25 protein-coding genes and 1 pseudogene are annotated in these 26186 nt (G+C 62.8%); 10 read left to right on the top strand and 16 right to left on the bottom strand.

The genetic code is table 11. The annotated features are described in order from the left end of the window. Nucleotides 1–24: 24 nt before the first annotated feature. Entirely contained in the window at nt 25–258 is a 234-nt protein-coding gene (locus RPG13_RS17485; protein WP_027153867.1) for a DUF2093 domain-containing protein, read from the top strand. 25 nt (nt 259–283) lie between these two features. Here the strand turns inward: RPG13_RS17485 and lpxK are convergent, their stop codons facing one another. From lpxK to RPG13_RS17455, 6 genes are all read right to left on the bottom strand, one after another. Continuing rightward, on the bottom strand, nt 284–1312 hold the full coding sequence (lpxK, locus tag RPG13_RS17480; protein WP_126106990.1) for a tetraacyldisaccharide 4'-kinase: 1029 nt from the start codon (nt 1310–1312) through the stop codon (nt 284–286). Nucleotide 1313: 1 nt separating this feature from the next. Further along, nucleotides 1314–2630 carry a lipid IV(A) 3-deoxy-D-manno-octulosonic acid transferase gene (waaA, locus tag RPG13_RS17475; protein WP_095485663.1) on the bottom strand — a complete coding sequence of 439 codons (1317 nt, stop codon included), beginning with the start codon at nt 2628–2630 and terminating at the stop codon, nt 1314–1316. Beyond that, complete coding sequence (locus RPG13_RS17470; RefSeq protein ID WP_126106991.1) at nt 2627–3415, bottom strand: lysophospholipid acyltransferase family protein; 789 nt, start codon at nt 3413–3415, stop codon at nt 2627–2629. The genes waaA and RPG13_RS17470 overlap by 4 nt, the downstream gene beginning before the upstream one ends. 5 nt (nt 3416–3420) lie before the next feature. Continuing rightward, the gene (locus RPG13_RS17465) at nt 3421–3666 is read right to left on the bottom strand and encodes a DUF4170 domain-containing protein (RefSeq protein ID WP_095485661.1); all 246 of its coding nucleotides are present in this window, start codon (nt 3664–3666) and stop codon (nt 3421–3423) included. A 76-nt stretch (nt 3667–3742) separates the two neighbouring features. Beyond that, nucleotides 3743–4549: a 3'(2'),5'-bisphosphate nucleotidase CysQ gene (locus RPG13_RS17460; protein WP_337125622.1), complete on the bottom strand. Its 807-nt coding sequence runs from the start codon at nt 4547–4549 to the stop codon at nt 3743–3745. Next, nucleotides 4536–5879, bottom strand: a complete 1344-nt coding sequence (locus RPG13_RS17455) for a TldD/PmbA family protein (protein ID WP_292723720.1) — start codon at nt 5877–5879, stop codon at nt 4536–4538. The genes RPG13_RS17460 and RPG13_RS17455 overlap by 14 nt, the downstream gene beginning before the upstream one ends. A gap of 347 nt (nt 5880–6226) precedes the next feature. Between RPG13_RS17455 and RPG13_RS17450 the strand changes: the two genes are divergently transcribed. The 3 genes from RPG13_RS17450 to RPG13_RS17440 are packed head-to-tail and all read left to right on the top strand — an operon-like array spanning nt 6227 to nt 8400. Continuing rightward, entirely contained in the window at nt 6227–7300 is a 1074-nt protein-coding gene (locus RPG13_RS17450) for a glycosyltransferase family 2 protein (RefSeq protein WP_337127029.1), read from the top strand. Continuing rightward, nucleotides 7275–7967 (top strand): class I SAM-dependent methyltransferase, encoded by a 693-nt coding sequence (locus tag RPG13_RS17445; RefSeq protein ID WP_337125621.1) that lies wholly within the window; start codon nt 7275–7277, stop codon nt 7965–7967. The genes RPG13_RS17450 and RPG13_RS17445 overlap by 26 nt, the downstream gene beginning before the upstream one ends. After that, a complete protein-coding gene (locus tag RPG13_RS17440) occupies nt 7945–8400 on the top strand; it encodes a GtrA family protein (RefSeq protein ID WP_337125620.1) in 456 nt (151 codons plus the stop codon). Before RPG13_RS17445 ends, RPG13_RS17440 begins: the two co-directional genes overlap by 23 nt. On the opposite strand, the gene RPG13_RS17435 is transcribed toward RPG13_RS17440, so the two are convergent. The 7 genes from RPG13_RS17435 to RPG13_RS17405 form a co-directional block, all read right to left on the bottom strand. Next, complete coding sequence (locus RPG13_RS17435; protein WP_337125619.1) at nt 8397–9008, bottom strand: hypothetical protein; 612 nt, start codon at nt 9006–9008, stop codon at nt 8397–8399. The genes RPG13_RS17440 and RPG13_RS17435 overlap by 4 nt on opposite strands. A 7-nt stretch (nt 9009–9015) precedes the next feature. Then, a complete protein-coding gene (locus RPG13_RS17430; RefSeq protein ID WP_337125618.1) occupies nt 9016–10179 on the bottom strand; it encodes a hypothetical protein in 1164 nt (387 codons plus the stop codon). A 109-nt stretch (nt 10180–10288) separates the two neighbouring features. Beyond that, a complete protein-coding gene (locus RPG13_RS17425; RefSeq protein ID WP_337125617.1) occupies nt 10289–12280 on the bottom strand; it encodes a glycoside hydrolase family 127 protein in 1992 nt (663 codons plus the stop codon). Nucleotides 12281–12302: 22 nt separating this feature from the next. Beyond that, nucleotides 12303–13160: a carbohydrate ABC transporter permease gene (locus tag RPG13_RS17420; RefSeq protein WP_337125616.1), complete on the bottom strand. Its 858-nt coding sequence runs from the start codon at nt 13158–13160 to the stop codon at nt 12303–12305. Beyond that, a complete protein-coding gene (locus RPG13_RS17415) occupies nt 13160–14086 on the bottom strand; it encodes a carbohydrate ABC transporter permease (protein WP_337125614.1) in 927 nt (308 codons plus the stop codon). Before RPG13_RS17415 ends, RPG13_RS17420 begins: the two co-directional genes overlap by 1 nt. Before the next feature lie 372 nt (nt 14087–14458). Continuing rightward, entirely contained in the window at nt 14459–15700 is a 1242-nt protein-coding gene (locus RPG13_RS17410; protein WP_337125612.1) for an ABC transporter substrate-binding protein, read from the bottom strand. Between the two features lie 55 nt (nt 15701–15755). Then, nucleotides 15756–16808 (bottom strand): LacI family DNA-binding transcriptional regulator, encoded by a 1053-nt coding sequence (locus RPG13_RS17405; protein WP_337125610.1) that lies wholly within the window; start codon nt 16806–16808, stop codon nt 15756–15758. 456 nt (nt 16809–17264) lie between these two features. Between RPG13_RS17405 and RPG13_RS17400 the strand changes: the two genes are divergently transcribed. Continuing rightward, nucleotides 17265–18995 (top strand): adenylate/guanylate cyclase domain-containing protein, encoded by a 1731-nt coding sequence (locus RPG13_RS17400; RefSeq protein ID WP_337125608.1) that lies wholly within the window; start codon nt 17265–17267, stop codon nt 18993–18995. 145 nt (nt 18996–19140) lie between these two features. Here the strand turns inward: RPG13_RS17400 and RPG13_RS17395 are convergent, their stop codons facing one another. After that, complete coding sequence (locus RPG13_RS17395) at nt 19141–20040, bottom strand: HNH endonuclease (RefSeq protein ID WP_337125606.1); 900 nt, start codon at nt 20038–20040, stop codon at nt 19141–19143. A 299-nt stretch (nt 20041–20339) separates the two neighbouring features. Here RPG13_RS17395 and RPG13_RS17390 point away from each other — a divergent pair, with 299 nt between their 5' ends. Then, nucleotides 20340–20603: a dihydrofolate reductase family protein gene (locus RPG13_RS17390; protein ID WP_337125603.1), complete on the top strand. Its 264-nt coding sequence runs from the start codon at nt 20340–20342 to the stop codon at nt 20601–20603. 2 nt (nt 20604–20605) lie between these two features. Then, complete coding sequence (locus RPG13_RS17385; RefSeq protein ID WP_337125601.1) at nt 20606–20794, top strand: dihydrofolate reductase family protein; 189 nt, start codon at nt 20606–20608, stop codon at nt 20792–20794. Between the two features lie 193 nt (nt 20795–20987). Here the strand turns inward: RPG13_RS17385 and RPG13_RS17380 are convergent. Further along, a pseudogene (locus RPG13_RS17380) lies at nt 20988–21269 on the bottom strand (LysR substrate-binding domain-containing protein); the annotation flags it as partial. Nucleotides 21270–21582: 313 nt separating this feature from the next. On the opposite strand from RPG13_RS17380, the gene RPG13_RS17375 reads away from it, so the two are divergent. Then, entirely contained in the window at nt 21583–22857 is a 1275-nt protein-coding gene (locus tag RPG13_RS17375; protein ID WP_337125599.1) for a hypothetical protein, read from the top strand. A 49-nt stretch (nt 22858–22906) separates the two neighbouring features. On the opposite strand, the gene RPG13_RS17370 is transcribed toward RPG13_RS17375, so the two are convergent. Then, nucleotides 22907–23818 carry a LysR family transcriptional regulator gene (locus RPG13_RS17370; RefSeq protein ID WP_337125597.1) on the bottom strand — a complete coding sequence of 304 codons (912 nt, stop codon included), beginning with the start codon at nt 23816–23818 and terminating at the stop codon, nt 22907–22909. 159 nt (nt 23819–23977) lie between these two features. Here RPG13_RS17370 and RPG13_RS17365 point away from each other — a divergent pair, with 159 nt between their 5' ends. Together RPG13_RS17365 and RPG13_RS17360 are read left to right on the top strand one after the other, a co-directional pair. Next, the gene (locus tag RPG13_RS17365) at nt 23978–24874 is read left to right on the top strand and encodes an MBL fold metallo-hydrolase (RefSeq protein WP_337125595.1); all 897 of its coding nucleotides are present in this window, start codon (nt 23978–23980) and stop codon (nt 24872–24874) included. 308 nt (nt 24875–25182) lie between these two features. Next, nucleotides 25183–26169: an NAD(P)H-dependent flavin oxidoreductase gene (locus RPG13_RS17360; RefSeq protein ID WP_127290499.1), complete on the top strand. Its 987-nt coding sequence runs from the start codon at nt 25183–25185 to the stop codon at nt 26167–26169. Nucleotides 26170–26186: the final 17 nt, after the last annotated feature.

Below are 26186 nucleotides of genomic sequence, written 5' to 3'. Positions count from 1 at the left end.
CGTCATGAACCTTGGCTCCATGTCATGATGAACCGTTTCGAAGGCCCCGGCGGCAAGGAAGCCCGTATCCGCTACCTAGACGGCGACTTCCAGGTGACCAGCCCCGGCGCCTTCGTGCGCTGCGCGGTCACCGGCGAAAGCATCCCGCTCGATGAGCTCAAATACTGGAGCGTCGCCAGGCAGGAGCCTTATGTCAGTGCTGCGGCCTCGCTGCGCCGCGAGATCGAGGCACATCCGGAATTGCGCAGCCGGCGTTAAACCAGCTTCCGGATCGGCTCCAAAGTCACCCCTTCAGCTTGCGCTGCCGCCAGGCATCCAGCGTCTCGTCGATGATGCGTTCGGGCACGTGGTCGGGATCGAACACGGTGTCGATCTCCAGCACATCGAGCTGTCCGAGGAACTCGGCAGGCGCAGCATCGTGGCGCAGCCGGGCGGCGTCCTTGGCGGTGGTGATGAGGGCAAGTCCGGCACCTCGCGCTGTCGTTGCCAGTTCGGCAAGCTCGTCCTCACCATAGAAATGATGGTCTGGAAACGACCGGGTCAGCACGACTTGGCCGCCGGCCTCACGGACCGTGTCGAAGAATTTGTCGGGATGACCGATGCCGGCAAAGGCCAGAAATCGCTTGCCGACCAGCCCCGCCGTCCTGCTTGGCCGTGTACGCGCCTCGAAGATCGGCCGGCCGGCGCGCGCCGCCTGGCGGACGACCGCATCGGCAGCAAGGCCCTCGCCCATCTTCAGCAGCGCGCTGGTGAAAACCAGCTGGTCGACGATACCAGCCCTGAGCGGACCGCCAGGAATGACGCGGCCGTTGCCGACGCCGTAGCGCGCGTCGACGACGACCAGCGCGTAATCGATATGGATGCGCGCGCTCTGGAAGCCGTCATCCATGATCAGGAAATCACAGCCATGCTTTTCCAGCAGAAGACGCGCGCCGGCGGCCCGGTTCGGCGTGACCGCGACCGGCGCGTGCTCGGCCAAAAGCAGCGGCTCGTCGCCGACATGCTTGGCGGCGTCGTGATGCGGATCGACGACATGCGGCTGCGCGAAGGAGCCGCCATGGCCGCGCGACAGGAAGCCGGGATTGAGATGCATGCGCCTGGCCTGTCCGGCGAGCGCGATCGCCACCGGCGTCTTGCCGGTGCCGCCGACGGTAAAGTTGCCGACACACAGCACCGGCGCCTCGACCTTTTCGCGCGCCGCCGAGCGCATGCGGCGGCCGGCAATGAGGGCATAGATCGCGGACAGCGGCGTCAGCGCCAGCGCGCGCCAGTCCGGTTCTTCCCACCAAAAGGGTGGCGCTTCGCTGGCCACCTTAGCGGCCGTTGGCGCCCTTGAGGCGCGACTTGACGACCAACGGCTGAATATAGGGCTCAAGCGACTTCAACGTGAGCGCCAGCGCGCCGCGCATCTCGTCGACGGTCGCCGCACCGGCTGCCATCATTTCGTGGCGAGCCACCTCGTTGCTCAAAAGGAAATTGACGGCGCCGGCCAGCATGTCGCGGTCGCGCACCAACTTGGCGCCGCCGCTGTCGAGCAGGCGCTGATAGGTCTCGCGAAAATTCTGGACATTGCGGCCGGCCAGCACCGCGGTGTCGAGCATGGCCGGCTCCAGCGGATTCTGGCCGCCCTCGGAGGTGAGCGAACGGCCGACGAAGGCAATCTCCGTCAGCCTGAGATAAAGCCCCATCTCGCCGATCGTGTCGCCAAGCAGAATGTCCGTATCGGCGGTGATTCTTTCGCCCTTGCTGCGCCGAGCGACTTTCAGGCCCATGCCGGAAATCTGCGCGGCAAGCGCTTCGGCGCGATCGGGATGGCGCGGCACGACGATCGTCAAAAGACCGTGGTGACGCTTGTGCAGCATCGCGTGAACCTCGGCGGCGACCACTTCCTCGCCGTCATGGGTCGAGATTGCCGCCCAGGTGGGACGGACGCCGATCTGGCGTTTCAGCGTGTACAGCGCCCTTTCATCGGCCGGCGGCGGCGTCGTGTCGACCTTGAGATTGCCGGATACGGTAACCGGCCGGGCGCCAAGCGAGAGGAAGCGCTCGCCGTCGATTTCCGACTGGGCGACGACATGGGCGAGATTCTCGAACAGCGCCTCGGCGATGTTGGCGCGCTTCTTCCAGGATTTGAACGAACGGTCCGACAGCCTGCCATTGACCAGCACTTGCGGCACACGGCGCGCGCCGAGCTCCAGGATGGTCATCGGCCAAATCTCAGATTCGGCAATGATCGCCAGATCCGGCCGCCAATGGTCGAGGAAGCGGCTGACCGCCGGCTTGAGGTCGAGCGGCACATATTGGTGGATGATGCGGTCGCCGAGCCGTTCGTCGGCAACCTGAGCGGAGGTGACAGTGCCCGTCGTCAGCACGATGTTGACGCCGTAGTCGAGGATGCTCTCGACCAGCGGCACGACGGCGATGGTCTCGCCGACGCTCGCCGCATGGATCCAGATCACCGGCCCCTCGGGGCGCTCGCGCCCGGCGATGCCATAGCGCTCGCGCCGGCGAATTCGGTCTTCCTTGCCCCTGGAGGTGCGCCAGGCGACATAGGGCCCGATCAGCGGATAGGCGGCTGCGCCCGCGAAACGATACGCCGTCAGGAAGGTGCGCGCCCAGCGCCCGCTCATTTCGAGCCATCCACGAGGCGATAGGCCTCGGCGGTTGCGGCGTTGAGCGCGGCCGTGACCTCCTGGCGCTTGCGTTCCATTTCGGCCTCATCCGCATTGGCCGGAACGAACACCGGCGTTCCCACGACGATCGACGAGCGGCCGAACGGCAGATTGATCGTGGTCTTGTCCCAGCTGCGCTCCAGCACCTTGCGGCGGCTGGTGGCGATTGCCGCGGGCAGGATCGGCCGGCCCGAGAGCCGCGCCAAGAGAACGATGCCAAGCCCCGCATCGCGCGGCGTGCCATGAGGAATATCAGCGATCATGGCGACGTTCTTGCCGGTGGCGAGCGACTTTTTCAGGGCAATCAGCGCCTTGGCGCCGCCCTTGTCGAGATGCTTCGCGCCTTCGCGTCCGCCCGAGCCGCGCACCGCCTCGATACCGAATTTCTCGATCATCAGCGCGTTGAGCTCAGCATCGGCACTGCGCGATACCATTGCGACCAGCGGCCTTCCCTTGGGGTAGTAGGCAGGGGTCAGAAGATGCTGGCCGTGCCACAGCGCAATGATGCCCGGCTCGAATTGCGAGTAAGCGCCACCCGATATCTGCGCCGATCCGTCGACAACGCGGTTGGTCAGGCGGATCAGACGAACGAACTGCGCAAATAGGCTGGCGATGGCGTTCTTGACAAATCGCGATTGCGCCAGCGGTTCGCGAATCTTGCGCCAGAATGTCCGCGGGGTGCCGCCAGGATGCCTTCTGACTCCAGACCTCGTGGCCGATCCTTTCACCGCTTCATGATCCATCGATTTCAATCGGCAGCCTTGGTGTCGGGGTCGAGCAACCGGTGCAGGTGAACGACGAAATACCGCATATGAGCATTGTCCACGCTGGCCTGGGCCTTGGCCTTCCATGCCGTCTGCGCGGATTGATAGTCCGGATAGATGCCGACGATGTCGAGCGCGTCGAGATCACGGAATTCGGTCCCGCCCAGCGTCTTCAGTTCGCCGCCGAACACCAGGTGCAAAAGCTGCTTCTTTCCGTCTTCCGCGGTCATGTCGGTCCTTCACATATCGTGAGTTTGTGACAGGTCTAGACCAAAGCCGCCGACTTTGAAACCATTGATAACATGTTCAACCGTCCAGCCCTGCGATGATTCCGGAGAGCACGGCGAGCAGTTCGCCGCTGCCGGCAACCAGCGCGCCGTGGTTGATCACTTCGCCGGCATAGCGCGGGGCGCGGCCTTTCTGGTCGAGCAATGCGCCGCCGGCCTCGCGCAAGATGAGGTCCGCCGCTGCGATATCCCAGTCATGTGCGTTGGGTTTGACGAAGGTTGCGTCGAGCCTGCCATTGGCGACCATCGCCAGCCGGTACGCGAGCGAGGGAATATAGGGCACGCGGCTCAGCCGACCCTGCCATTCAGCCGGCATCAGGCCGATCAATGGCTTCGGCCCACCGATTTCGACCATCGCTGCCGGGCGGCGCACGGTAATGCGATGGCCATTCAGGAACGCCCCCTCACCGGGCAGCGCCCAATAGGTCTCCTCCGTGGCCGGACATTCGAGCACACCGGTAAGCGTGCGGCCGTCCTCGACCACCGCGACGCTGACGCACCAGGTGCGAAGACCTTCGAGGAAGCCGCGCGTGCCGTCGATCGGATCGACGACGAAGGTGCGGCGGGCGGCAAGCCTTGCCGGATCGTCGGCCGTCTCCTCCGAGAGCCAGCCATAGTCCGGCCGTGCCGCAAGCAAGGTCTCGCGCAGGTAGGCGTCGGCGGCGTGATCGGCCTCGCTCACGGGCGAAGTGCCGCCCTTCATCCACACTTGCGGGTTGTTGCCGAAATAGCGCATGGCGATGACGCCCGCCTCGCGGGCAGCGTCGCGCAAGACGGCCAAGTCCTCGCGGCCTCCGGCGGAGGTGACTTGGTCAAGCTCCGGCAAGGGTCATGCCTTCGATCAGCAGCGTTGGTGCGGCGGTGCCGAAATTGCGATCGAGATCGCTCGCCGGAACCATGTTGAGGAACATGGTCTTCAAATTCGAGGCGATGGTCACTTCCGCAACAGGATAGGCGAGCTCGCCATTCTCGATCCAGAAGCCGGAAGCACCGCGGCTGTACTCGCCAGTCACCATATCGACGCCCTGGCCGAACACTTCGGTGACGTAAAAACCTGATTTGAGCGACTTGATGAGGTCTTCGGGCGCCCGCTCGCCCGGCTCGATGGCGAGGTTGGTCGACGATGGCGAGACGGAGGAGCCGTTGCGTGAGCCGCGCCCGTTGGTGGTCAGCCCCAATTCCCGCGCGACCGAGGTCGACAGGAACCAGTGGTTCAAAATGCCTTTCTCCACCATGAGCAGTCTTTCGCCCTCGATGCCTTCGCCGTCAAATGGACGCGACGCCTGGCCACGGCGCCGCAGCGGCTCATCGGTGACGGTGATCGCGGCCGCCGCCACCTGCTTGCCCATCATGTCGCGCAGAAAACTGGTCTTGCGCGCGACGGACGCGCCGTTGATGGCGCCGGCGAGATGACCGGCGATGCCGCGAGCGACACGCGGGTCGAACACCACATTGACCGGGCCGGTCACCGCCTTGCGCGCGCCGATGCGCCGCGCCGCGCGTTCGCCGGCCTTGCGGCCGATGTCCTCCGGCGCGTCGAGATCGGAATAATGCTGGCGAGAGGAGAATTCATAATCGCGCTCCATGCCGGTGCCCTCGCCGGCGATGACGCTGGTCGAGCGCGAAAAGCGCGACGCGACATAGTGGCCGACAAAGCCGTGCGAGGTGGCGAGCACCAACCCGCCAAGCCCGGCACTGGCGCCGCTGCCGGCCGAATTAGTAACGCCCTTGACGGCAAGGGCGGCCGCTTCCGCGGCCAGCGCTGCTTCCTTCAACTGGTCGGCCGAAATTTCCGTCGCGTCGAACAGGTCGAGGTCGCGCGGCTTATCGACCAGCAGGGCCGGATCGGCGAGGCCCTGATAGGGATCCTCAGGGGACACTTTGGCCATCGCCACGGCGCGCTCGGCCAGCGCTTTCGGGTCTGAGGCAGCGGTCGCCGAGACGCTCGCCACCCGCTTGCCGACGAAGACGCGCAGCGAGACATCCTCGCTCTCGGACGCGTCGGTCCCCTCGACCTTGCCAAGCCGCACCGACACGCCAGTCGAGCGGCCGCGCACCGCAACCGCGTCTGCGGCGTCGGCTCCGGCCCGTTTGGCCGCTTCGACCAGGGCCGCGACGCGGTCGGTCAATTTCGCTGAGTCCAGCGTATCGGTCATGCGCATAGTCCTGTTTTTCCGCCTGACATAAGTGGCGGCCGCTCCGCACCATCTATTGTTCCGATGTGGCTTGTGCAATGGCAGAAGTGGCAAGCAGGACAGATCGGCCAGCAGACATCGGCTTCAGGCGGCATGACCGTAGAGGTTCCTCAAAGACTGCTTCGCGCCAGGTTGCGACCGGGCGACAGCCCCTTTGATGCCGTGTCTCGATCACATGCGGACGTTCGATTGCGGTAACGCCGCCTATGTCCTTTCTCACGCATGATCGGCATCTGACCGAAACCATTAAATTAGCAATTTCTTGTGTACCTTTGGAACTTTGTAGCTTGCGTTCCATTTTCAACCGCATGCGAGACTCTGTGATCCAAGGCATCAGGACTGCGGTGAATGTGTCGCCGCCACGGTACTCGCTGGTCCTTCCCATCTACAATGAAGAGCAGGTACTGCCTCGACTGATCGAGCGGATCAGCTCGCTGATCTGCCGGTTGGACGGAGAGGCTGAGGCGATCTTCGTCGATGACGGAAGCCTCGATGGAAGCGTCGAATACCTTCGGAACGTGGTCGCCGTCGAGCCGCGCTTCCGGCTGATCGAGCTTTCCCGCAATTTTGGCCACCAAGTCGCGATCACGGCCGGCATGGACGCGGCTGCGGGTGATGCCGTCATCGTCATGGATGCCGACCTGCAAGATCCGCCGGAGGTGGTTCTCGATCTGGTGGCGAAGTGGAAGGAAGGTTTCGAGATCGTCTACGCCCGCCGTGTCAAGCGTGAGGGCGAATCCTGGTTCAAGCGCGTTACGGCGAGTCTCTTCTACCGTCTGCTGGAGAAAATGACGTCGGTCGACATCCCGCGCGACGTCGGCGATTTCCGCCTGGTCGGCCGCAAGGCGCTGGAAACCTTCAAGCAAATGCCCGAACACGACCGTTTCGTCAGGGGAATGTTCGCCTGGATGGGGTTCAAGCAGACGGCGGTGCCTTTCGAACGCCCGGCGCGGACCCTGGGCCAGACCAAATACCCATTCTGGAAGATGATGCACCTTGCCGTTCACGGCATCGTCAGCTTCTCCGAGAAGCCGCTGCGCATGGCTCTGTGGGGCGGATTGGCCATTTCCGCGCTTGCGGCAGTGTTCGGCACTTACGCCATCTTCGCCTGGATTTTTGAAACCGGCATCATTGCCGGCTGGACATCCACCGTGGTGATCGTGTCGCTGCTTTGCGGCATCAATCTTTTCATGACCGGCGTGGTCGGACTTTACGTCGGCGGTATCCACGCCGAGGTGAAACGCCGTCCGCTTTACGTGATCGATCGGGTCACCGGATTCGATAAGGCGATGCGTGCCGCTCCTCTTGGTGAGAGCCGAAGATCGCTTCGAAAACCTAGGAACGGAGCCTCGGCTGATGGCCGAACTCTTCGACAGCTATAAATCAAATTATGGCGAGGCGGTCGCAGGATCCATCCGGTTTTCCGGCCTCAGGCACGACTTCTTTCTGATCGCCAAGGCAGACTTGCTGCGGCGTCTCGTCGTCGAGCGAGGGCTTCGGCAGGGCGGGGCTAATGTGCGAGCGCTGGATATCGGCTGCGGCGTCGGTTCGCTCCATCCTTATCTCGAAGGCGCGTTCGAAAGCCTGGATGGCTGCGACGTCTCGGAGGAATCGATCCTGCGCGCCGGCCGGGACAATCCAGGTGTGACCTATCGCGCGTGCATCACGCTGCGCTTGCCTTATGAGGACGGCGCGTTCGATCTGGCTTTCGCCAGTTGCGTCGTCCATCACGTTCCGCCCGTCTCCTGGCTCGATTTCTTCCGGGAAATGCGGCGCGTCGTGCGGCCGGGCGGCGTCGCCTGCATCATCGAGCACAATCCCTATAATCTGCTGACGCGTCTTGCGGTGTTGCGGTGTCCATTCGACCAGGACGCAGTCCTGCTCAACGCCACTAAAGCAGCGTCCCTGTTTAAGGAGACGGGTTTTCGGGATGTCAGATCTGAGCACTTCCTGCTGCTGCCCTCGGCCAGGCCTTTCGCCAGAAAACTCGAGCGCCTGCTCGCGCCACTGCCACTCGGAGCCCAGTATGCGTGCAGCGCCCATGTCTGAGGGCCGTTCGACCGCCGGTGCCGGGCTGAAGCTGCTGGCGCGCTTCGGGCTGGTCGGCATTGCTGCGACGATCCTTTATGCTGTCCTGGCTACCGTTTTGATCAAATCGGAATGGATCGACGTCACGCCCGTCCAAGCGTCGCTTGCGGCTTACGCCGCGGCCGCTATGTTTTCGTATCTCGCCCATAAATCAGTGACCTTCATGTCGAGCGGCTCGCATCGATCGGAAGCTGCGCGTTTTGTCCTGCTGACGGCGACAGGCTTCGCCATGGCTTACGCGGCGCCGGCGCTTTTGACGGCGAAACTCGGCCTGTCGCCCATCATTGCCATTCTGGTTACGTGCTTGCTTATTCCAGCGATCAATCTTCTCATGCTCGACCGATGGGTTTTTGCGCAGCGAAGACCCGGCCGGCAAGGCGACCGCCCCACCTAATCCGTGTCAACAGCATCCAGCCGGAACGACACCAGCTTAATGGAGCGCTTGTAGATGTTGCTGGCGGCCGGAGTTGGCGGAATGCCGTCGAGATAGTCGAAGGCGATGTCGAGTGTATCGGTCTTGCTGAGAGCTGCCGGTGGAATGACGAACGAGACCGTTCGTGGTTCTTTGCCAGACAGCGTCACCGCCTGCGCCCGAACCCCGTTCACCGAGATCACAACCCTCTGCGTGATCTGTGGTGGCCGAATGACGGCGGCCATTTGCAGCGTGGCAGCCAAGCCGTGACCGAGCGGCGGTATCTCCAGGCGAAGCCGCGAGGTCTCGCCCAGCGAATGGGTGCCGTCGCCTGCCGACCCCGACCAGCCGCAGACCTTTATGCTGGCTGCCCGTTTGGCGCCGTCGCTGCGGAACGATACCGTCTCGCCAAGTGTGTAGCTGCCGATGGCATCGCGGTTGAGGCACGTGGTCGTTTTATCGATGTAATAGGCGCGATAGTCGGCGTTGACGTTCGGATTGAGAGCAAGCGCAAGGATGACGATCTCGGACCCGGCCAGAACCGCCGCGAACGCGTAGCCGCTGAGCCAGGCGGCGCGTCTGTAGGGCACTAGAGTGTCAGACCAGGGCAAGGTAGCCCCCGATCCACGCCACAGTCATGAAATAACAGGTGCCCAGGAAGAGAACCAAAGCCGCTAGGTAAGTCAGCCTCGATGCCGACAACAGGACGACCAGCAACATTGTCAGAGGCGCAAGCCCAATGACGTACCTGACCATCGAGGCCAGGTTGGTGATCAATGGCAGGATGATGCAGAGCGCACAGAACAGCGCAGCGCCATATTGCCTGCGGGCAGCCAGAACCGCCGACAGCGCCAGTCCAGTGATCGCGGCGAGCGCGCTCCACTGCGGCGCCGTGGGCAGCCAGCCGGTGGCCGGAACGGCGGAGAGCCCGTCCCATAAAAAGACGAGTGGATTGCCCGCTACCCGTCCAAATGCGCGCTGGACATGCAAGAACGCAAAGCCGTCCCCGATCGTAAGATAAAGAAACAGGATGTAAGCGAACAAACCGGCAGGTGAGATGAAGATAGCGACGAGCAGATCCGGCCGGCCAAGCACCCAGCGTGGAAAAGACAGCGCCGATCCGCCCTGCTCGCGGTGTTCCCTGAACATTTGAATGACGGTCGCAAACACAACAAGGACCCCGACGAGCCTCGTCGCCGACAGGAGCGCGGATGAGACACCCGCGGCCAGATAGCTGGAGCGTTTGAGCGCCAGAAAAACGCACGAAGTCAGGAGCACGAAAAGAGGTTCGGTCAGGAAAGTCGTGAAGTGGAAGGAGAACGGGCCGCTGAGCAGAAAGGCGCAATACAGCACATAGGCCCGCATGTTCTTCTCCAGCAACGGCCATGCCACCAGACAGGCGGCGTAGCTGCAAACAATGGAGGTGACGGTCGCGACCAGTATCGACTGGAAAGGGAAAACAACCCGGATTGCCGCCACCAGCATCGGATAGAGTGGAAAGAAGCCCCAGCGACCGACATTGCTTTGGTTTTGGATGGGAAAGCGCTCATAACCTAGTTCGCTGATACCAATGTACCAGGCGCAATCCCACCGGCAGAGCGCACGGGCATAAGCCGCGAAACCTGTTTCCTCCGATACCGAAGAAAATGCCGCATAGCGTATGGCCAGCCCGCTGATCACGAACAGCAACGGCACCGCCGCGACGGCTACGGCTATAGAGCGACCGCCGGCGCTCGGACGCGCGACATCTTCGAGCGCCAACTCTGCCTCCACCCATACGAGTGGCTGACGCCACTCTCTCCTCTAAATTAGCGCTGTCGGGGCAAATTCAAGACATGCCTTTCGCCGGCTCAAGATCCGCATTCGCGGATCAGGAGTCCCTCAGCCAAACCAGCATCTCGCCGGGGTCGCGGTTGTCCCAGGCGAAATAGGGAACGGCGGTGACTTTCGTCTCCTCCACCGCCGGCGGTTCGGTGCGATAGAGCCCGTCCTCCCAGTTTTCAAAGGCTTCTTTCTCGGCATCTACCGAGAGCGTTACGACGCCGCCCAAAAGGTTGGGCTCCTCACGCGCCTCGATCTTTGCCGTGCGTGGCAAGGCGATGCGGTGCAACTGGCCGGCATTGTCGGTCTCCTCGACGCAATAGATCAGCGGACCGCGGGCTAGCGCGACGCGGCCGATATCCTGGCGCACCTGCGGGTTGGCGTAGAGCCGGTCGGCCGCCATTTCGAGGCCGAGCTCGACTTGATCGCCCTTGCGCCACTCGCGGCGGATCGCGGCATAGCCGTCGCTGGTTACATCATCCAGATCGACTGCCTCCCCGTTCACCTTGAGCGCCGCCTTGCGGCACCAGGCCGGCAGGCGCAGGTGCAAGGTGAACTCGGTCGGCGCCTCGGGCTCGATCGCGATCGAGACTGCCCCGTCCCAAGGATAGTTGCTGGTCTGGGTCAAGGTCACCGGCCCGCCAGCGATATCGAAACGAGCCGTGCTATTTCCATAGAGGTGGACAGCCAGCGCGTCGTCCGACAGGCTGTAGAAATAGCTGCCGATCGAAGCCACCATGCGCCCGATATTGGGCGGGCAGCACGGGCAGCGATGCCACTTCCAGCGGTTGTGCTTCCCCCGGCTTTCCAGCGGATTCTCGTAGAAGAACAGCGAGCCGTCGAGCGAAAGGCCTGAAATCGAGCCGTTGTAGAGCGCCCTCTCCATCATGTCGGCGTAGCGCGCATTAGGGCCCATGCCGAGCATGCGGCTGGCCCAGAACACCAGCCCGACCGAAGCGCAGGTCTCGGCATAGGCAGTTTCATTGGGCAGATCGTAATCGGCGGTAAAACCCTCATTGTGCGACGATGGGCCGAGGCCGCCGGTGACGTAGAGGTTCTTGGTCATGAGATCGTCCCACAGCCGGTCGAGCGCCACCCGCAGCGTGTCGTCACCATATTCGGTCGCGATATCAGCCATGCCCGAATAGAGATACATCGCCCTGACCGCATGGCCGACGACCTTGTCCTGATCGCGCACCGGCTTGTGCGACTGGCTGTATTCGTAGGTCTTGAAATGATAGGCCTTGGGGTCGGTGCCGCGGGCCCGCGCCTCCTCGTCGAAATAATGCGGCTCAAGACCGCGCTGGTCGATGAAGTATTTTGCGAGGTCCATATACTTCTGCTCGCCGGTGACCCGCGCGAGCTTGACCAGCGCCAGCTCGATCTCCTCGTGGCCGCAATAGCCCTTCTTCTTGCCGGCCTGGGGACCGAACGTCTCGGCGATATGGTCGACATAGCGGCACATGATGTCGAGCAGCTTGCGTTTTCCCGTGGCCTGGTAGTAGGCGACCGCGCCTTCGATCAGATGGCCGGCGCAATAGAGCTCGTGGCAATCGCGCAGATTGGTCCAGCGCAGGCCGGGCTGGATGCGCTGGTACCAGCTGGAGAGATAACCGTCGGGCTGCTGCAGCTTGCCGTACATATCGATGACGGCGTCGATCTTCTTCTCCAGATCGTCATTGCGGCGGCGGTAGAGCGAATAGGCGGCGGTCTCGATGGTCTTGCCCCAATCGCTGTCCCAGAACATCTGGGTCGTCACCGTCGATCCGGTGAACTCGTTGCCGGCGGCGGCGGCCTCGTCCGGCGAGGGTGAGTGGAACGGAATGACGACGCCGGGCGATGGCCGGTCGGGGTCGATCTGTTCCAGCATGCGCGCCTCGACGCAGCGGTCATAGAGGATATCGGCGGTCCTGGTGGCGACGGCATCGACACGGTCGCCCCAGAAGCCTCTGATATCGACCTGTGGCACCGGCAGCGGACGGAAGGCAAGCTTCGGCTTACCCGGATTGGCGGCCGGTTTGGCGGATTGCGATGCGGTCATGATTTACTCCATTCGATAGAGGTCACTTCACGGCCCCTGCCATGAGGCCGCGGATGTAGAAGCGCTGCAGCAGCAGGAAGAGCACCAGGCATGGCACCATCATCACGGTGACGCCCGCCTGCACCGCGCCCCAGTCGATGGCGCCGAAGCGGCCGGACTGAAGCGCCGTCATCATGATCGGCAGCGTGAATTTGGACTGGTCGGTCATCAGCACCAGCGCCGCCAGGAATTCGTTCCAAGCGCCGAGGAACGCGAACAGCGCGATGGTGACGATGCCCGGCCAGACCAGCGGCAGCATCACTTTCAAGAGCATGGTGACATTGTTGGCACCGTCCATGCGGGCGGCTTCCTCGATCTCGCGCGGAACCGCATCGAAAGCGTTGCGCATCATGAAGATCGAGAACGGCAGCTGCAGCGTGACATAGACGCAGACCAGCCCCGTCAGCGTGTTGTGCAGGCCGATCTTGGTCAGCACCAGGAAGATCGGCGTCAGGATCGACTGGAACGGGATCATGATCGTCGACAGGATGAGGACGAAGAGCAGGTTCTTCAGCGGAAAGCGGAAGCGCGAGAAGCCGTAGCCGGCCAGCACGCTGACGATCACCGACAGCACCACCGTCATGACCGAGACATAGATGCTGTTTTGCGCCGGCAGCCACAGGCCGTCGCCGAACGTATTGAGCGTGGCGTAATTCTCGACCGAAAAACCCGTCGTCGGCCAGGGCGGCAGCGGCGGCTGACGCGATTCCTGCGCCGGCTTGAAGGCCGAAAGCACCGTCCAGACGATCGGCGCGAGGAACAGCAATGAGGCGATGATGCCCGTCGCGTGCTCGGCGATCTGCATGCCGATGCGGCGTTTGCGGCTGCGTGCCTGCGCCATCAGTCGACGCCTTCCGGTTGGCGCAGCAGCCGCAGCTGGATCAGGCTGAGCGCGACCAGGATGACCAGCAGGATCATCGACAGGGCGGCGCCGTAGCCGAGCTTGAACGACACGAATGACTGGTTGAAAATCCAGTAGACGGCGGTCAACGTCTGGTTGCGCGGCCCGCCGCGCAGGATGATGTAGAACTGGTCGAAGGCGAGCACCGAGCCGGCAACCGACAGGATCAGCGCCAGCGCCAGGGTGCGGCGCATCAGCGGCAAGGTGATAGCGCGAAACCGCGCCAGCGGCCCTGCCCCATCGATCATCGCCGCCTCCTGCAGATCCGGCGGTATGGATTGCAGGCCGGTCATCAGGATGATCATGGTGAAGCCCGCCACCTTCCAGACGACCATGGCGATGATCGACCAGAACGCCGGCTGGAAGGTCGCCAGCAGATTGACCTTCTTTTCGGTCAGGCCGAGCTCGAAGGCGGCCGGGCTGAACAGGCCGGAATCGACATTCAAGAGCCACGACCAGAGCAGGCTGGCCGAGGCAAAACCGATGACGGCCGGCATGAAGAAGGACGTCCGGTAGAAGCCGGTCATCTGCCGCGGTCTTTCGATGAACAGCGCCAGCGGAAAGGCGACGACGAAGATCGCGATGGTGACGATCACCGTGTAGTAGCCGGTGAAGCGCAGCGCGTTCCAGAACCTGGTATCGCGCAGGATCGCCCAGTAATTGTCGAGGCCAATGAAGGAGTGTGCGCCCATCAGCGGCCAGTTGTGCAGCGACATCCACGCCGTCATGCCGAGCGGGACGATGAAAAAGACGACGACAAGGGCGACGGCCGGCGCGACATAGAGCAGGCCGATCCACTGCCGGCGGCCGGCGCCGACCAGTTTGCGGCGGCGCGCTGGGGCGGAGGTTGCTGCGATGGTGGTCATGGCTCTGCGTCCCCCTCCCCCTCGAGGGGAGGGTCCGGCCGAAGGCCGGGGGTGGGGTCCTGCGTGCAGCGCGCCGACGAAAAAGAACGTCGAGCACTTCGCAGACGACCCCACCCGGACCTGCGGTCCGACCTCCCCTCAAGGGGGAGGTGGGGCTGGCGCTCATCCGCCGGGATGGTTGTAGCGATTAAGGTCATGCCTGTTCTTCCGTTAGCGCTGCGTCCCCCTCCCCCTTGAGGGGAGGGTCCGGCCGAAGGCCGGGGGTGGGGTCCTCTCTGACGCGCGCCGACAGAAAAGAACGTCGAGCACTGCCGCAACGACCCCACCCGGACCTGCGGTCCGACCTCCCCTCGAGGGGGAGGTAGCCGGCGCCTACTGCTGCGGCGCCGAGTCGATGATCGACTGCATGGTTTCCTGCGCGTTGGCGATGGCGCCATCGACGTCTTCGCCGAAGAAGACCTCGTTGACCATCTGGTTCCACGGACCGTTGGCGGAGTTGATCAGATCGTTGAACACCACCGAATAGGGCGTGCGACCCTTGGCCATGGCCTCTGCGGCGACCTTGTAGCGCGGGTCGAGTTCTTTGAGCGCCTCATTGGCGATGTCGCCGCGCACGGGAAGGCTGCCGTATTTCGCCAGGATGGTCTGGCCTTCCAGCGAGTAGGCGAAATCGAGGAACTCCTTCACCACCGCGATCTTCGTGGTGCCCTTGGTGACGACGAAATTGTCGCCGCCGGCAAAGGACGACCAGCCGCCATCCTTGCCCGGCAGGAAGGTGACGCCATAGTCGATATCTGGGTATTGCGTGTTCAGCGCGCCGATGGCGAAGGCGCCGGACGGCGAGATGCCGATATTGCCGCCAGCGAAGGCGGCAAAGAAGTTGGAGCCAGTGTCGGTCTGCGCGCCTGCCGGCACCAGATCCTTCTTGACCATCGAGCGGTAGAGGTCGATCGCGCCGCGCAGCTGCGGGCTGTCGAGCGTCGCCTTCGAGCCGTCCTCGGTGAGGATGTCGCCGCCCGACGCCCAGATCAGCGGCGTGAACGTGAAGATGTTGCAGCCGCCGCAATTGCCGGAGAAATAGAAGCCCTTGATGTCGCCGCCAAGCGCGTTGACCTTCTCGGCATAGGCTTCGATCTCGGCCCAGTTGGTCGGGCCCTTTTCAGGGTCGAGACCGGCCTGCTTGAACAGCTTCTTGTTCCAGATCAGCACCGAGCTATCGGCGGAGAACGGCAGGCCGTAGATGCGGTCCTTGTAGGTGCCGGTTTTGACATGCGCCGGCGACAGGCTGTTGAAATAAGGCAGCGATTTCGCCCAGTCGGTGATGTCTTCCAGCTGGCCGGCGGCAGCGAAGGACGGCGTGTAGATCAGGTCGAGCGAGAGCGCGTCGGGTGCTGTGCCGCCGGCGGCTGCAGCGCCGTATTTCGGGATGATCTCGGCATTGGGAATGATGTCCAGTTTGACCTGGTTCTCATGCCCCTTGTTGAAGGCATCGACGATGCGCGGCATGAAGTTCGAGCCGTCGGCGCGGACCCAGATGTTGGCGGTCTCGGCGGCGGCCGCCGGTAAGGCAAAGATGCTCGCGGCAAGCGCGAACCCGGCAATCATAGTTCTCATGGTTCTCCTCCTCATGGTTCTGATTAGGCCGCGCTCCCAGCACGGCGTCTTAATCTCAGCCGCCCGGCGGACGGCCGCATGACTGACGCACCACCAGCCGGCACGGCAGTTTTCGGATGCCCGGCTCGGCGGGTTCGCCGCCGACGAGCGAAAGAAGCGTAAGACCGGCCTCGCGCCCGAGTGCCGCCAGGTTCATGTCGACGGAGGTCAGCGGCGGGCGGGTTGCCTCGGCCACGATCTGCCAATTGTCGAACCCGATGACGCCGACATCGTCGGGCACATCAAGCCCGCGCTCGCGCAGCGCGTCGATGACGCCGCGCGCGATCTGGTCGTTGCCGCAAAAGACGGCATCGGGTTTTTCGTGCCCACCCTTCGACAGCTTGCCGTCGAAGAGCGTCTTCACCGCCTCGTGACCCCACGCTTCCGACCACGATCCGAGCAATGGTTCCATGACCGGCAAGCCTTTCTCGGTCAGCACGTCACGATAGGCCTGCGCCCGCGAGTGCACCACCGCAAAACTCGCCGGCCCGGTGACATGGGCGATGCGGCGCCTCCCGAGCCGCCAAAAGTGCTCGACCGCCAGGCGCGCGCCGCCCGCGTCGTCAGACACGAAAGCGATGGCGCCGGGATCGGGCTGGGTGAAGGCGTAGATCACGGGAACGCCGAGATTGGACAGGTCGACCGGCAGATGGCGATCGATGCGCTTGCCGGTGGCGATGATGCCGTCGACGCGCTTGTCGAGCATGGCATCGACATGGAGCTGGCCGAGGCGCTGGTCGTCCTCGACATTGCACAGAAACACCGAGACGCCCTTGTCGACCAGCGCATCCGAAATGCCCGACATGACCGGCAGCGAAAAGCGGCCATAGGTGTCGTTGGTGAGCAGCCCGACGGTGAAGGAGCGCCGCCGCAACAGGCTCTGCGCCAGGCTGTTCGGGCGAAAGCCCAGCCGCTGCGCCGTCTCGCGAATCCGCTCGCGCGTCTCGGCCGTCATCCGCCCCTGCCCGTTCAGCGCTTTTGAGGCCGTGGCGACGCTGACGCCGGCGAGCGCTGCCACCTCGCGGAGGGTGACTGGCTTGGTGAAGACTGGCTGAGCGTCGGATGCCATGGTGCGCGGCATATTTCCTTAGTTGGGAAAAGGTTTTCTCTTGTTGGCCTGCGAGGCGCCGATTGGTGAGGTCAGCGGTGCGGGCGGTTTGGGAAAAGGTTTTCTCAGAGGGAGATTAGGGGAAGGATGTGGGGATGGCAAGAGGGATAGATTTGGTTTTGGGCGTGTCTAAGATTTCTGCCAGGTGCCGTGATCTACGACCACTTTGCGCCATTTGCAGACGTCAGCGAGTGCAGCCACTATGGTCCGTGTTCATATCGGACGTTTCCGGTCTGACGCCGCGCGGATCCCTCCCGCCATTGATGCGATCGAGTTCGCAGCCGCCTGGCGGAAGGCGGAAGGTTCTGATCAGCCATTCCTTGCTGCTGCGGTAGGAAGACTTCTTGATTCAGCCGCAAGCCCAAATTGCTGGATTTGGCAGCCCAGGAAGGATAGGCTTGGTTTTTGGTTCAGGCGATGGAACAGAGACTAGCCGCAATTCTGGCTGCCGATATGGCGGGCTACAGTCGGCTAATGGAGGCCGACGAATCCGGCACGCTCGCACGCCTTCGGACCCATCGCATAGAACTGGTCGATCCCGCCATCGCGAAGAACAAGGGCCGGATCATCAAGACCACCGGAGACGGCATGCTCGTTGAGTTCCAGAGCGTGACCGATGCCGTGAAATGCGCCGTGGAAATCCAACAGCGCATGAAACGGCGCAATTCGGACGTGCCGCAAGAACGGCGTATCGAATTCAGGATCGGCATAAATCTCGGCGACATCATTTTCGACGATGACGACATTTTCGGCGACGGCGTCAATATAGCCGCGCGCATCGAGCAACTCGCCGACGTCGGCGGTATCTGCGTGACCGCAGCGGTGGCGACCCAAATTGCCGACCGTCTCGAAATTGCCATGGAGGACCTGGGCGAGAAGACGTTAAAGAACATCAGCCGCCCGGTTCGCCTCTATCGCATTGGGTTTGACAGTGCTGTCCTGCCAGAAGTCGAGGCAAAGCGATCCATTTCGAAACCTTCGATAGTGGTGCTGCCATTCGACAACATGAGCGGCGACCCCGAGCAGGAATTTTTCGCGGACGGTCTGACCGAGGACATCATCACCGAACTGTCCCGCCACCATGAGCTGTTCGTCATCTCGCGCAATTCCAGCTTCGTCTACAAGAACCGCGCCGTGAATGTGCGCGAAGTGGCCGAGAAACTCGACGTCCAATACCTGGTGGAGGGAAGCGTCCGCAAGATCGGCGACAGGGTGCGCGTGACGGTTCAGCTGATCGACACGGCGAATGACGCTCATATCTGGGCAGACAAATATGACCGGAAGCTGGACGACATATTCGCGATTCAGGATGAGGTGACCGCGGCGATCGCAGCCACGCTGCCCGGTCGTGTCGAGGCGGCCCAGCGGGACCAGCTCGCGCGGGCGAAACCTGCAAACATGGCCGCGTATGAATGTGTGCTTGCTGCCAAGGTGCTGCATCACCGAAGCACGATTGCGGATAATGAACGCGCGCAAACCTTGATAGGCAGGGCCGTCGCGCTCGACCCCGATTATGCCCATGCCCATGCCTGGCGGGCCTGCATCCTTGGCCAGGCCTGGGTTCATAACTGGTGCGAAGACAAGGATGGCGTCTGGAACGACATCATGGCAGCGCTGGACAAGGCGCTGGCGCTGGACGACAACGATGCCGATGTCCACCGCATCCTCGCCGCAGTGAACGTGAACAACAATGAGCTGACCACAGCGCGCTACCATCAAGAGCGGGCGCTGGCCCTCAATCCCAATTACGACCTCGTGGTGGTGCAGCAAGGCGAGTTATTGACGTGGCTGGGGAGGCCGGAAGAGGGAATTGAATGGATCCGCAAGGCAATGCAGTTGAACCCGCACCACCCGGAGAGGTTCTGGAGCCATCTGGGAAAGGCGCATTTCGCCGCGCGCCAGTATGGCGAGGCGATCGAAGCTTTCATGCATCTGTCAACCATGGACTCGGTTCAGCACGCTTTCGCCGCTGCCTGCTACGGCTGGCTCGGCGACGAAATCGCGGCCGCGGCGCATCTAGGCAAGATCAGAACGCTCGATCCCCAATTCGACCTCGATTCATTTATCGCCACCCTGCACTATGCCCAGGAGGCTGATGCGCAGCACGTCCGCGAAGGACTGCTGAAAGCCGGTATTGCCCACCTGTAGCCAGCCCGTAACTACGACCAGATCCAATCGGGGACAGGCAAAAAAGCCCCCACCCGATGCGGACCTTGTGGCATGACCGAACGACGGGCGGCGCAGGGTCAGAGGCGGCCGTTCCCTACCAACACGCTCCCACGCCGGTGGTGCTTCACTGCTTAAAACAGTTCTCGCGATGCCATTGCAAAAAATGAGGATGCGGGCGTTCAAACTGTCGGCCCGGTGGAAGTGCGCGGCGAGTCTTGTTTATGAACACCTGCACGCTATCAAGGTCGTTGACCTGCCGCGAGATCAGGATTTCCAAATTATCGGATAGGCTGATCAACCCGCGATCGAACATCCAATGCGCTGTACCAGACAGCGCGATCCCATTGTTGATGACATCGGGCCCGTTCTTTTCGACCGGCCGAATATGGGCGGCTGAAACCTCTGCTCGACCGCCGCCATTTATCAACTTCAGTCCCGTGATCGCGCAGCGCTCGTCATAGGCGCGCAAGACGATGCGACGGAAAATGCGGTCCCGTACAATTCGCGATCCGATGTAGTTTACGCGATCACGGCTCTGCTCGAATTCGAATGGCGCCTGCTCATCCTGAAAACCGGTAGATGTGCCGGTCTCATCAACGCGCGGCAGCAACAACTCGTTCGTGTCCAGGCCTAGATCGATAATGCGGTTGAAATCGGCCGGGCTGAGTGGGCGGACGGCCGATTGGGCGCGACCGGAAATCTGTCCTTCAACGTTGAGCAAGCCTCGCTCAACGAGACCGTCGGTTCCATTAAATGGAACAGGGTTGACGAAATCGAGATAGGTTCCGGGCTCAATCAGAGCGAGATACATATCAGGCGTCACAGGATCGGGAATGATCTGTTGGACTTTGGCTACGGCGTAATAGCCACGGGTATCGTTTACCCTGCTAGGCTCATAGTAAATGATCCAATTGCCGACGCATGCTTTGACGCGGCTTAGGTACGGGCGAGGAAATTGGTACTGCTCTGCGGGACGGTCATTGTAGATCGAATCTGAGCGGTGAATGAAGATCCCGAATCCCATGATCTTCCTGCAATGCGTTCTTTGGGAATATCTGCCTCAGATGTAACACCAATCCGATCTTGGGAACTTAGTCCAGGTCGGAGAAGCTTTTCCCCATGTATCGGTCCTTTGGAGGCGAATAAGGAACCCCCCTAACAAGCGACCGCACTCTTTTCCCAGAGCCTGTCGCAAAAGGCCCGCGCTATCCGTCCTCTGACAAAAGGAGAGCGCAATGAGAAAACTTATCGTCACCGAATTCATCAGCGTCGATGGCATCGCCGAGGTCGAGAAGCTGCCCAGCGTGATCTGGAACGATGAAAATGCAAAGGTTCAAGCAGGACGAGCTTGCGGACAGTGGCGCCATGCTTTTGGGGCGCACGACCTATGAGATCTTCGCCGGCTCATGGCCCGATGAAACCGGAGACTTCGCCGAGCGGTTCAACGCGCTGCCGAAATATGTCGCGTCGACGAGCCTGAAGGGGCTCGACTGGAAACCGGCCGAGCTGCTGAAGGGCGCCTTGCCTGATGCGATCAGGGAGCTGAAGCAAGCAGCGGCGGCAACATCTATGTGCATGGCAGCCTGAGCGTGGCGCAGGAATTGCTGCGCCACGGCATGGTCGACCGCATCAGGCTGCTCAGCTATCCCGGCGCCGTCGGCCAGGGCAAGAGGCTGTTCCCGCCCGGCGAGCAAGTGCCGCTCGAGTTGATTTCGGCCACGCCCTTCAGCAACGGCGTGGTGGCGCTTGAATATGCGCCTGTGATGGGGAAGGCGTGATGAGGGCGAGCGCCGATGACGGCTGATCTCCCCCCTTGAGGGGGAGATGGCCGGCAGGCCAGAGGGGGTCGTCTCGCGTAATGCGCCAACCTCCACTGTCGCAAGGGAGGAGGCCGCGTCCGGTCGAACCGACCCCCTCTGCCCTGCCGGGCATCTCCCCCTCAAGGGGGGAGATCGGCAGCTTCGGCCCGGCTTACAGCGCCCCCTCCCCGCCCGACCCCACCTCCCGCTCAGCCTCAATCAGCATCTCGACAAACCTCGTCACCTTGGGCGGGCGGAAGCGCGCGGCGGGGTAGACCGTGTAGATGCCTCCGGAGGGAGGGCGCCACTCGGGCAGGATGTGGACGAGCCGCCCTGAGGCCAGCTCATCCCGCACCAGGAAATCCGCCGACAGGCCGGCGCCGGCGCGGACGGCCGCCAGCACTGCCGGCGTTGCTTCGATGGCGATCGTGGCCTGCATGCGCATAGGTAGCCGGCTCATTCAAAGCCGTGTCGTCGGTCAAAAGCGAGAATGCCGGTCCACCTCTGCCACGGCGGTCATCCGGTGACCGGCGTGCGGTTGGCGAATCGTCGAGAAGCCTTTCGACAATCGGCGCCGGAACCTTTGTTGTTTTAGAATGTTCTAATGCTTCGGCTGCATTCCGTTTCGCGTGGCCCCCGCGAACCAAAGATGACCGCCGATTGGCAATCGTCTTTGGGAGGGACGTGACATGCCCTTGCGTTTCAACGGTACAGCAACAATTTTCGCTCTGCTCCTGTCTTCAAGCTTGATCCCCGCCGCGGCTCAAATGAGCGCGAAAGAGAAAATAAGCGGGAAGGATTTCGACAACGCTGCCGCCGAGCAGGCCAAGCGATATCTCGAGGAAGGCCGCGAGACATTCCGCTTCGACACCTTCGGCAGCGAGGATTTCTGGGGCGGCAAACTTAAACTCCACGAGGCAATCGCAGGTGAGAAGCTGGGCGGCACGGGGCCCGGCCTGAGCCCACAGAAAGCCCTCGAACTCGGCCTCAAGGTCGATGTGAACGCCATTCCCAAGGATGTGGCCGATGCGCTCAACAAGGGCGCGGTCGACCTCGCAGATCCCGCGAGCACGCTTGTCCTGCTGAGAGCCAATGCCGTTGTCGGGGTGACCGGGTTCTTCGCCGAGGACGGAAAGACGCTGACTTCGGTGGGCATCCAATGCGCGGTGTGCCATTCAACCGTCGATGACGCCTATGCGCCCGGGATCGGACAACGGCTGGACGGCTGGCCCAACCGTGACCTGAATATCGGCGCGATCGTTGCCCTCGCACCTGATCTCACGGCGTTCACCGAGATGCTGCAGATATCCGAAGCGGAGGTGAAGAAGGCGGTTGAGGCGTGGGGTCCCGGGAAGTTCGATGCCGAACTGAACCTCGATGGCAAAGCATTCCGGCCGGACGGCAAGACGGCCGCCACGCTCAATCCGGCGGCATTCGGATTGGCCGGTGTAAACAACCACACATGGACCGGAGCCTGGGGCACGGTGAGCTACTGGAACGCTTATGTGGGCAATCTCGAGATGCACGGGAAAGGCGTGTTTTACGATCCGCGCCTTGATGACGCCGAGAAGTATCCGGTCGCAGCACGAACGAAGCAGGGCCACAAGCAGGACAAGCAGGACCGGATTACGGCCAAGTTGCCGGCGCTCCATTTCTATCAACTTTCGCTGCCGACACCGAAACCGCCGGACGGCGCCTTCGACAGCGCCGCTGCGGAGAAAGGAGAGGTTCTCTTCAACGACAAGGCCAAATGCGGCACTTGCCACGTGCCACCGCTCTTCACGGAACCAGGCTGGAACCTGCATACCGCCGACGAGATAGGGATCGATGATTTCCAGGCGATGCGATCTCCGGACGAGCGCTACCGGACGGCATCGCTGCGAGCCCTTTGGGACATCGAGAAAATTCACAAGGGCGGTTTCTACCACGATGGGCGGTTCGCCACACTCGATGACGTTGTCGAGCACTATGACGGTCATCTGAGCCTTGACCTAACCGATCAGGAAAAGAGTGATCTGATCGAATACCTGAAGTCGATTTGACCCGGCAGGCTTGAGCGAAGACCATCCCTCCAACAACGCGCGTGACATTTCACAGCGCGCTCCCCTCCGCGACTGAACCCGTCCGCTGCTCGGCCGCGACAAGCATCTCAACAAACCTCGTCACCTTGGGCGGGCGGAAGCGCGCGGCGGGATTGACCGTGTAGATGCCGCCGGAGGGCAACCGCCACTCGGGCAGGATCTGGACGAGCCGCCCTGCGGCCAGTTCGTCCCGCACCAGGAAATCCGGCAGCACCGACAGGCCGGCGCCGGCGCGGACGGCGGCCAGCACTGCCGGCGTGGCGTCGATGGCGATCGTTGCCTGCATGCGAACCGCGTGATGTGCGTCGTCGCCGCGCGAAAATTGCCACAGCAGCGGTTCGCGCAGCGCCATGTTGGCGACGAAGGGTGGCCCGGCCAGGTCTTGCGGTTCGGCAGCCGTGAACCGCCCGGCAAACTCGGCGCCGCACACCATGAACTGCCTGAAGGTGCCGATCCGCCGCGCCTGCAGGCTGGAATCGGCCAGCCAGCCAACGCGGATCGCCACGTCCATTCCACCGGACGCCAGGTCGATCGTCTCGTCGCCCAGCGTCAGCTCCACCCGGCAGGCGGGATAGCGCGCGCTGAAGGCGGTGACCACCGGCACCACCGCCGACGTGCCGTAGTCGTTGGGCGCCGCGATCCTGAGCGTGCCGGTCGGCTCGGTGGTGGCTTGCGCGAGCTCGTCGAAGGCATCCTCGGCCTGCTGCAGCACCAGCAGGCAGCGGGCATGGAATGTCCGGCCGGCCTCGGTCGGATGGACCCGCCGCGTCGTGCGGATCAGCAGCGTCGTTCCGACATCGCGCTCCAGCCGCGCCACCTGCTGGCTGACGACCGCCTTGGTGATGCCGAGCCGCTCGGCGGCCCGCGTGAAGGAGCCGGCATCGACCACCGCCGCGAAGTAGGCCAGCCGGTTCAGGTTCATGCGCGGCTCATGGCAAATGCGACCTCATTGTCAGGCGATGGCATACATTACGTCTATTTTGTTGGCCTTCAATACGCATTCCGTCTTTGCCATCTTCCTGAGATCGAGGCTGCGCGGCAGCCGCCCGAAGTCCGCATTCCAAAGCCCCAGGAGACAATCATGTTCACACGGAGAGCCATCATGAAAACCACCCTCGCCGCCGGCGCTGCTGCCGTCTTTGCTCCCGCCGGGCTTGGCCATGCAGCCGGCGGGCTTTCCTGGAAACATTTTCCCGCCGGCGAAAACGGCTTCTTTCGCGCCCCCGTGCTGATCACCGGCGCTTCCGAGGCGCTGCTGATCGACGGCGGTTTCACCTACTCCGACGGCCGAGCCGTGGCCGAGGCGATCAAGGCGACGGGCAAGACGCTCACCACCATCTATGTCAGCCAGTCCGACCCGGACTATCATTTCGGCCTCAAGCCGATCAAGGAGGCTTTCCCGCAGGCACGGGTGATCGCCGCAGCCGAGACGGTGGCCGCCATCAACGGCAGCGTCGACAAGAAGATCGCCGTTTGGGGGCCGCAGCTCAAGGAGAACGGTCCGCAGGCGCTCGCCGATGTCGTCATCCCCGAAGTGTTCGACGGCAAGACGCTCACCGTCGATGGCGAGACAATCGAGATTGTCGATGCGGAAGGCCTCGCCAACCGGCGCTACCTCTCGGTGCCGTCGCTGAATGCGGTGTTCGGCGGGGTGATGATTTTTTCGGGCGTGCATGTCTGGACCGCCGACACGCCGACTGGGGAACAGCGCGCCGCCTGGCTCGCCAATCTCGAAAAGATCGCGGCCGCCAAGCCTGAAATCGTCGTGCCCGGCCACATGACGCCGCAGGCCGCAACGGATCTCTCGGGCGTCGAGCACACCAAGGCCTACCTCATTGCCTTCGAGGAAGAACTGGCCAAAGCCAAGGACGCGGCCGCGCTCAAGGGCGCCATGGAAGCCCGCTTCCCCGGCCTCGGCATGGGCGTCGCGCTCGACATCGGCTCCAAGGTCGCCACCGGCGAGATGAAGTGGGGCTGAGATGGGCAATCTTTCCTTCTCCCCTTGTGGGAGAAGGTGGCCGCGAAGCGGTCGGATGAGGGGTGCTCCAGCTTGGCAAGGACGGCGCTCCGTCCAACACCCCTCATCCGGCTCGACGCTGCGCGCCGATCCACCTTCTCCCACAAGGGGAGAAGGCAAGGGGCGAGGGGCGGCGCAAACTTGGAGTGATTGCCCTTCGCGGTCGTCTCAAACGCCAAGCGCCCTACTCTCTTCCCGGTTCTGGCGGTGTAAGCGGGACCACTATCCTGCTATTGTGCATCGCCTTTGATGATCTGACGAGCGCAAACGTGCCCCTGAAAACCCGACTGACAGAGCGTTTCGCGATCAGGCATCCCATCCTCCTCGCTCCGATGGGCGTGATGGCAGGCGGACGGCTTGCAGCAGCGGTATCGCATGCCGGCGGGCTCGGTCTGATCGGCGGAGGCTACGGCGACGAAGCCTGGCTGGACAAGGAATTTGCCGCCGCAGGCAACGCGCGGGTCGGATGCGGCTTTATCACATGGTCGCTGGCAACCAGGCCGCATCTGCTCGACCGCGTATTGGAGCGGCAACCCGCGGCGCTCATGCTTTCATTCGGCTCGCCTGCGCCCTTCGCCGCACATATCAGAGAAGCGGGAGTGCCTATCATCTGCCAAGTCCAGTCGATGTTGCATGCCCGCGAGGCACTCGACGTCGGCGCAGATGTAATTGTGGCGCAGGGCAAAGAAGCCGGCGGCCACAGCGGTCATCGCTCGACCTTCACACTCGTTCCCGAGATTGCCGATCTTCTCGCGAAACAGTCGCCGGAGACGCTTCTCGTGGCGGCGGGTGGCGTTGGCGACGGTCGAGCGCTTGCCGCGGCATTGATGCTTGGCGCCGACGGCGTGCTTGTCGGCACGCGGTTCATTGCGGCTGCAGAGTCCGCTGCGCCGCGCGGATTCCAGGAGGCTATCATCGCCGCCGATGGCGACAAGACGATCAAGACCACAACCGTCGACATTGCCCGGAATTATCGTTGGCCGACAGACGAATTCGTCGCGCGTGTGTTGAGGAATCGATTTGTCGCCGCCTGGCATGGCCGCGAAGGTCAGTTGGCTGAAGAGGAGACGCTGGCCACCCAGAGCAGCGACTATTGGGACGCTTTTTATGCTGGCGATGCTGAGAACACCGGCGTTTTGATGGGGGAAGTCGCCGGAGTGATCCAAGGCGTCGAGTCGGCTGGACGTGTGATCGAGGACATGGTCGGACAAGCCGAGTGTCTGCTCGCGGACGGGCCGCAACGTATCGTCGATTGACTGCTCAGTTTCTCTTC

This window comes from Mesorhizobium sp. ISC15 (genome assembly GCF_037162615.1).
GTDB classification, from domain to species: Bacteria; Pseudomonadota; Alphaproteobacteria; order Rhizobiales; family Rhizobiaceae; genus Mesorhizobium; species Mesorhizobium mediterraneum.
This window is presented reverse-complemented; position numbering and strand designations above follow the sequence as displayed.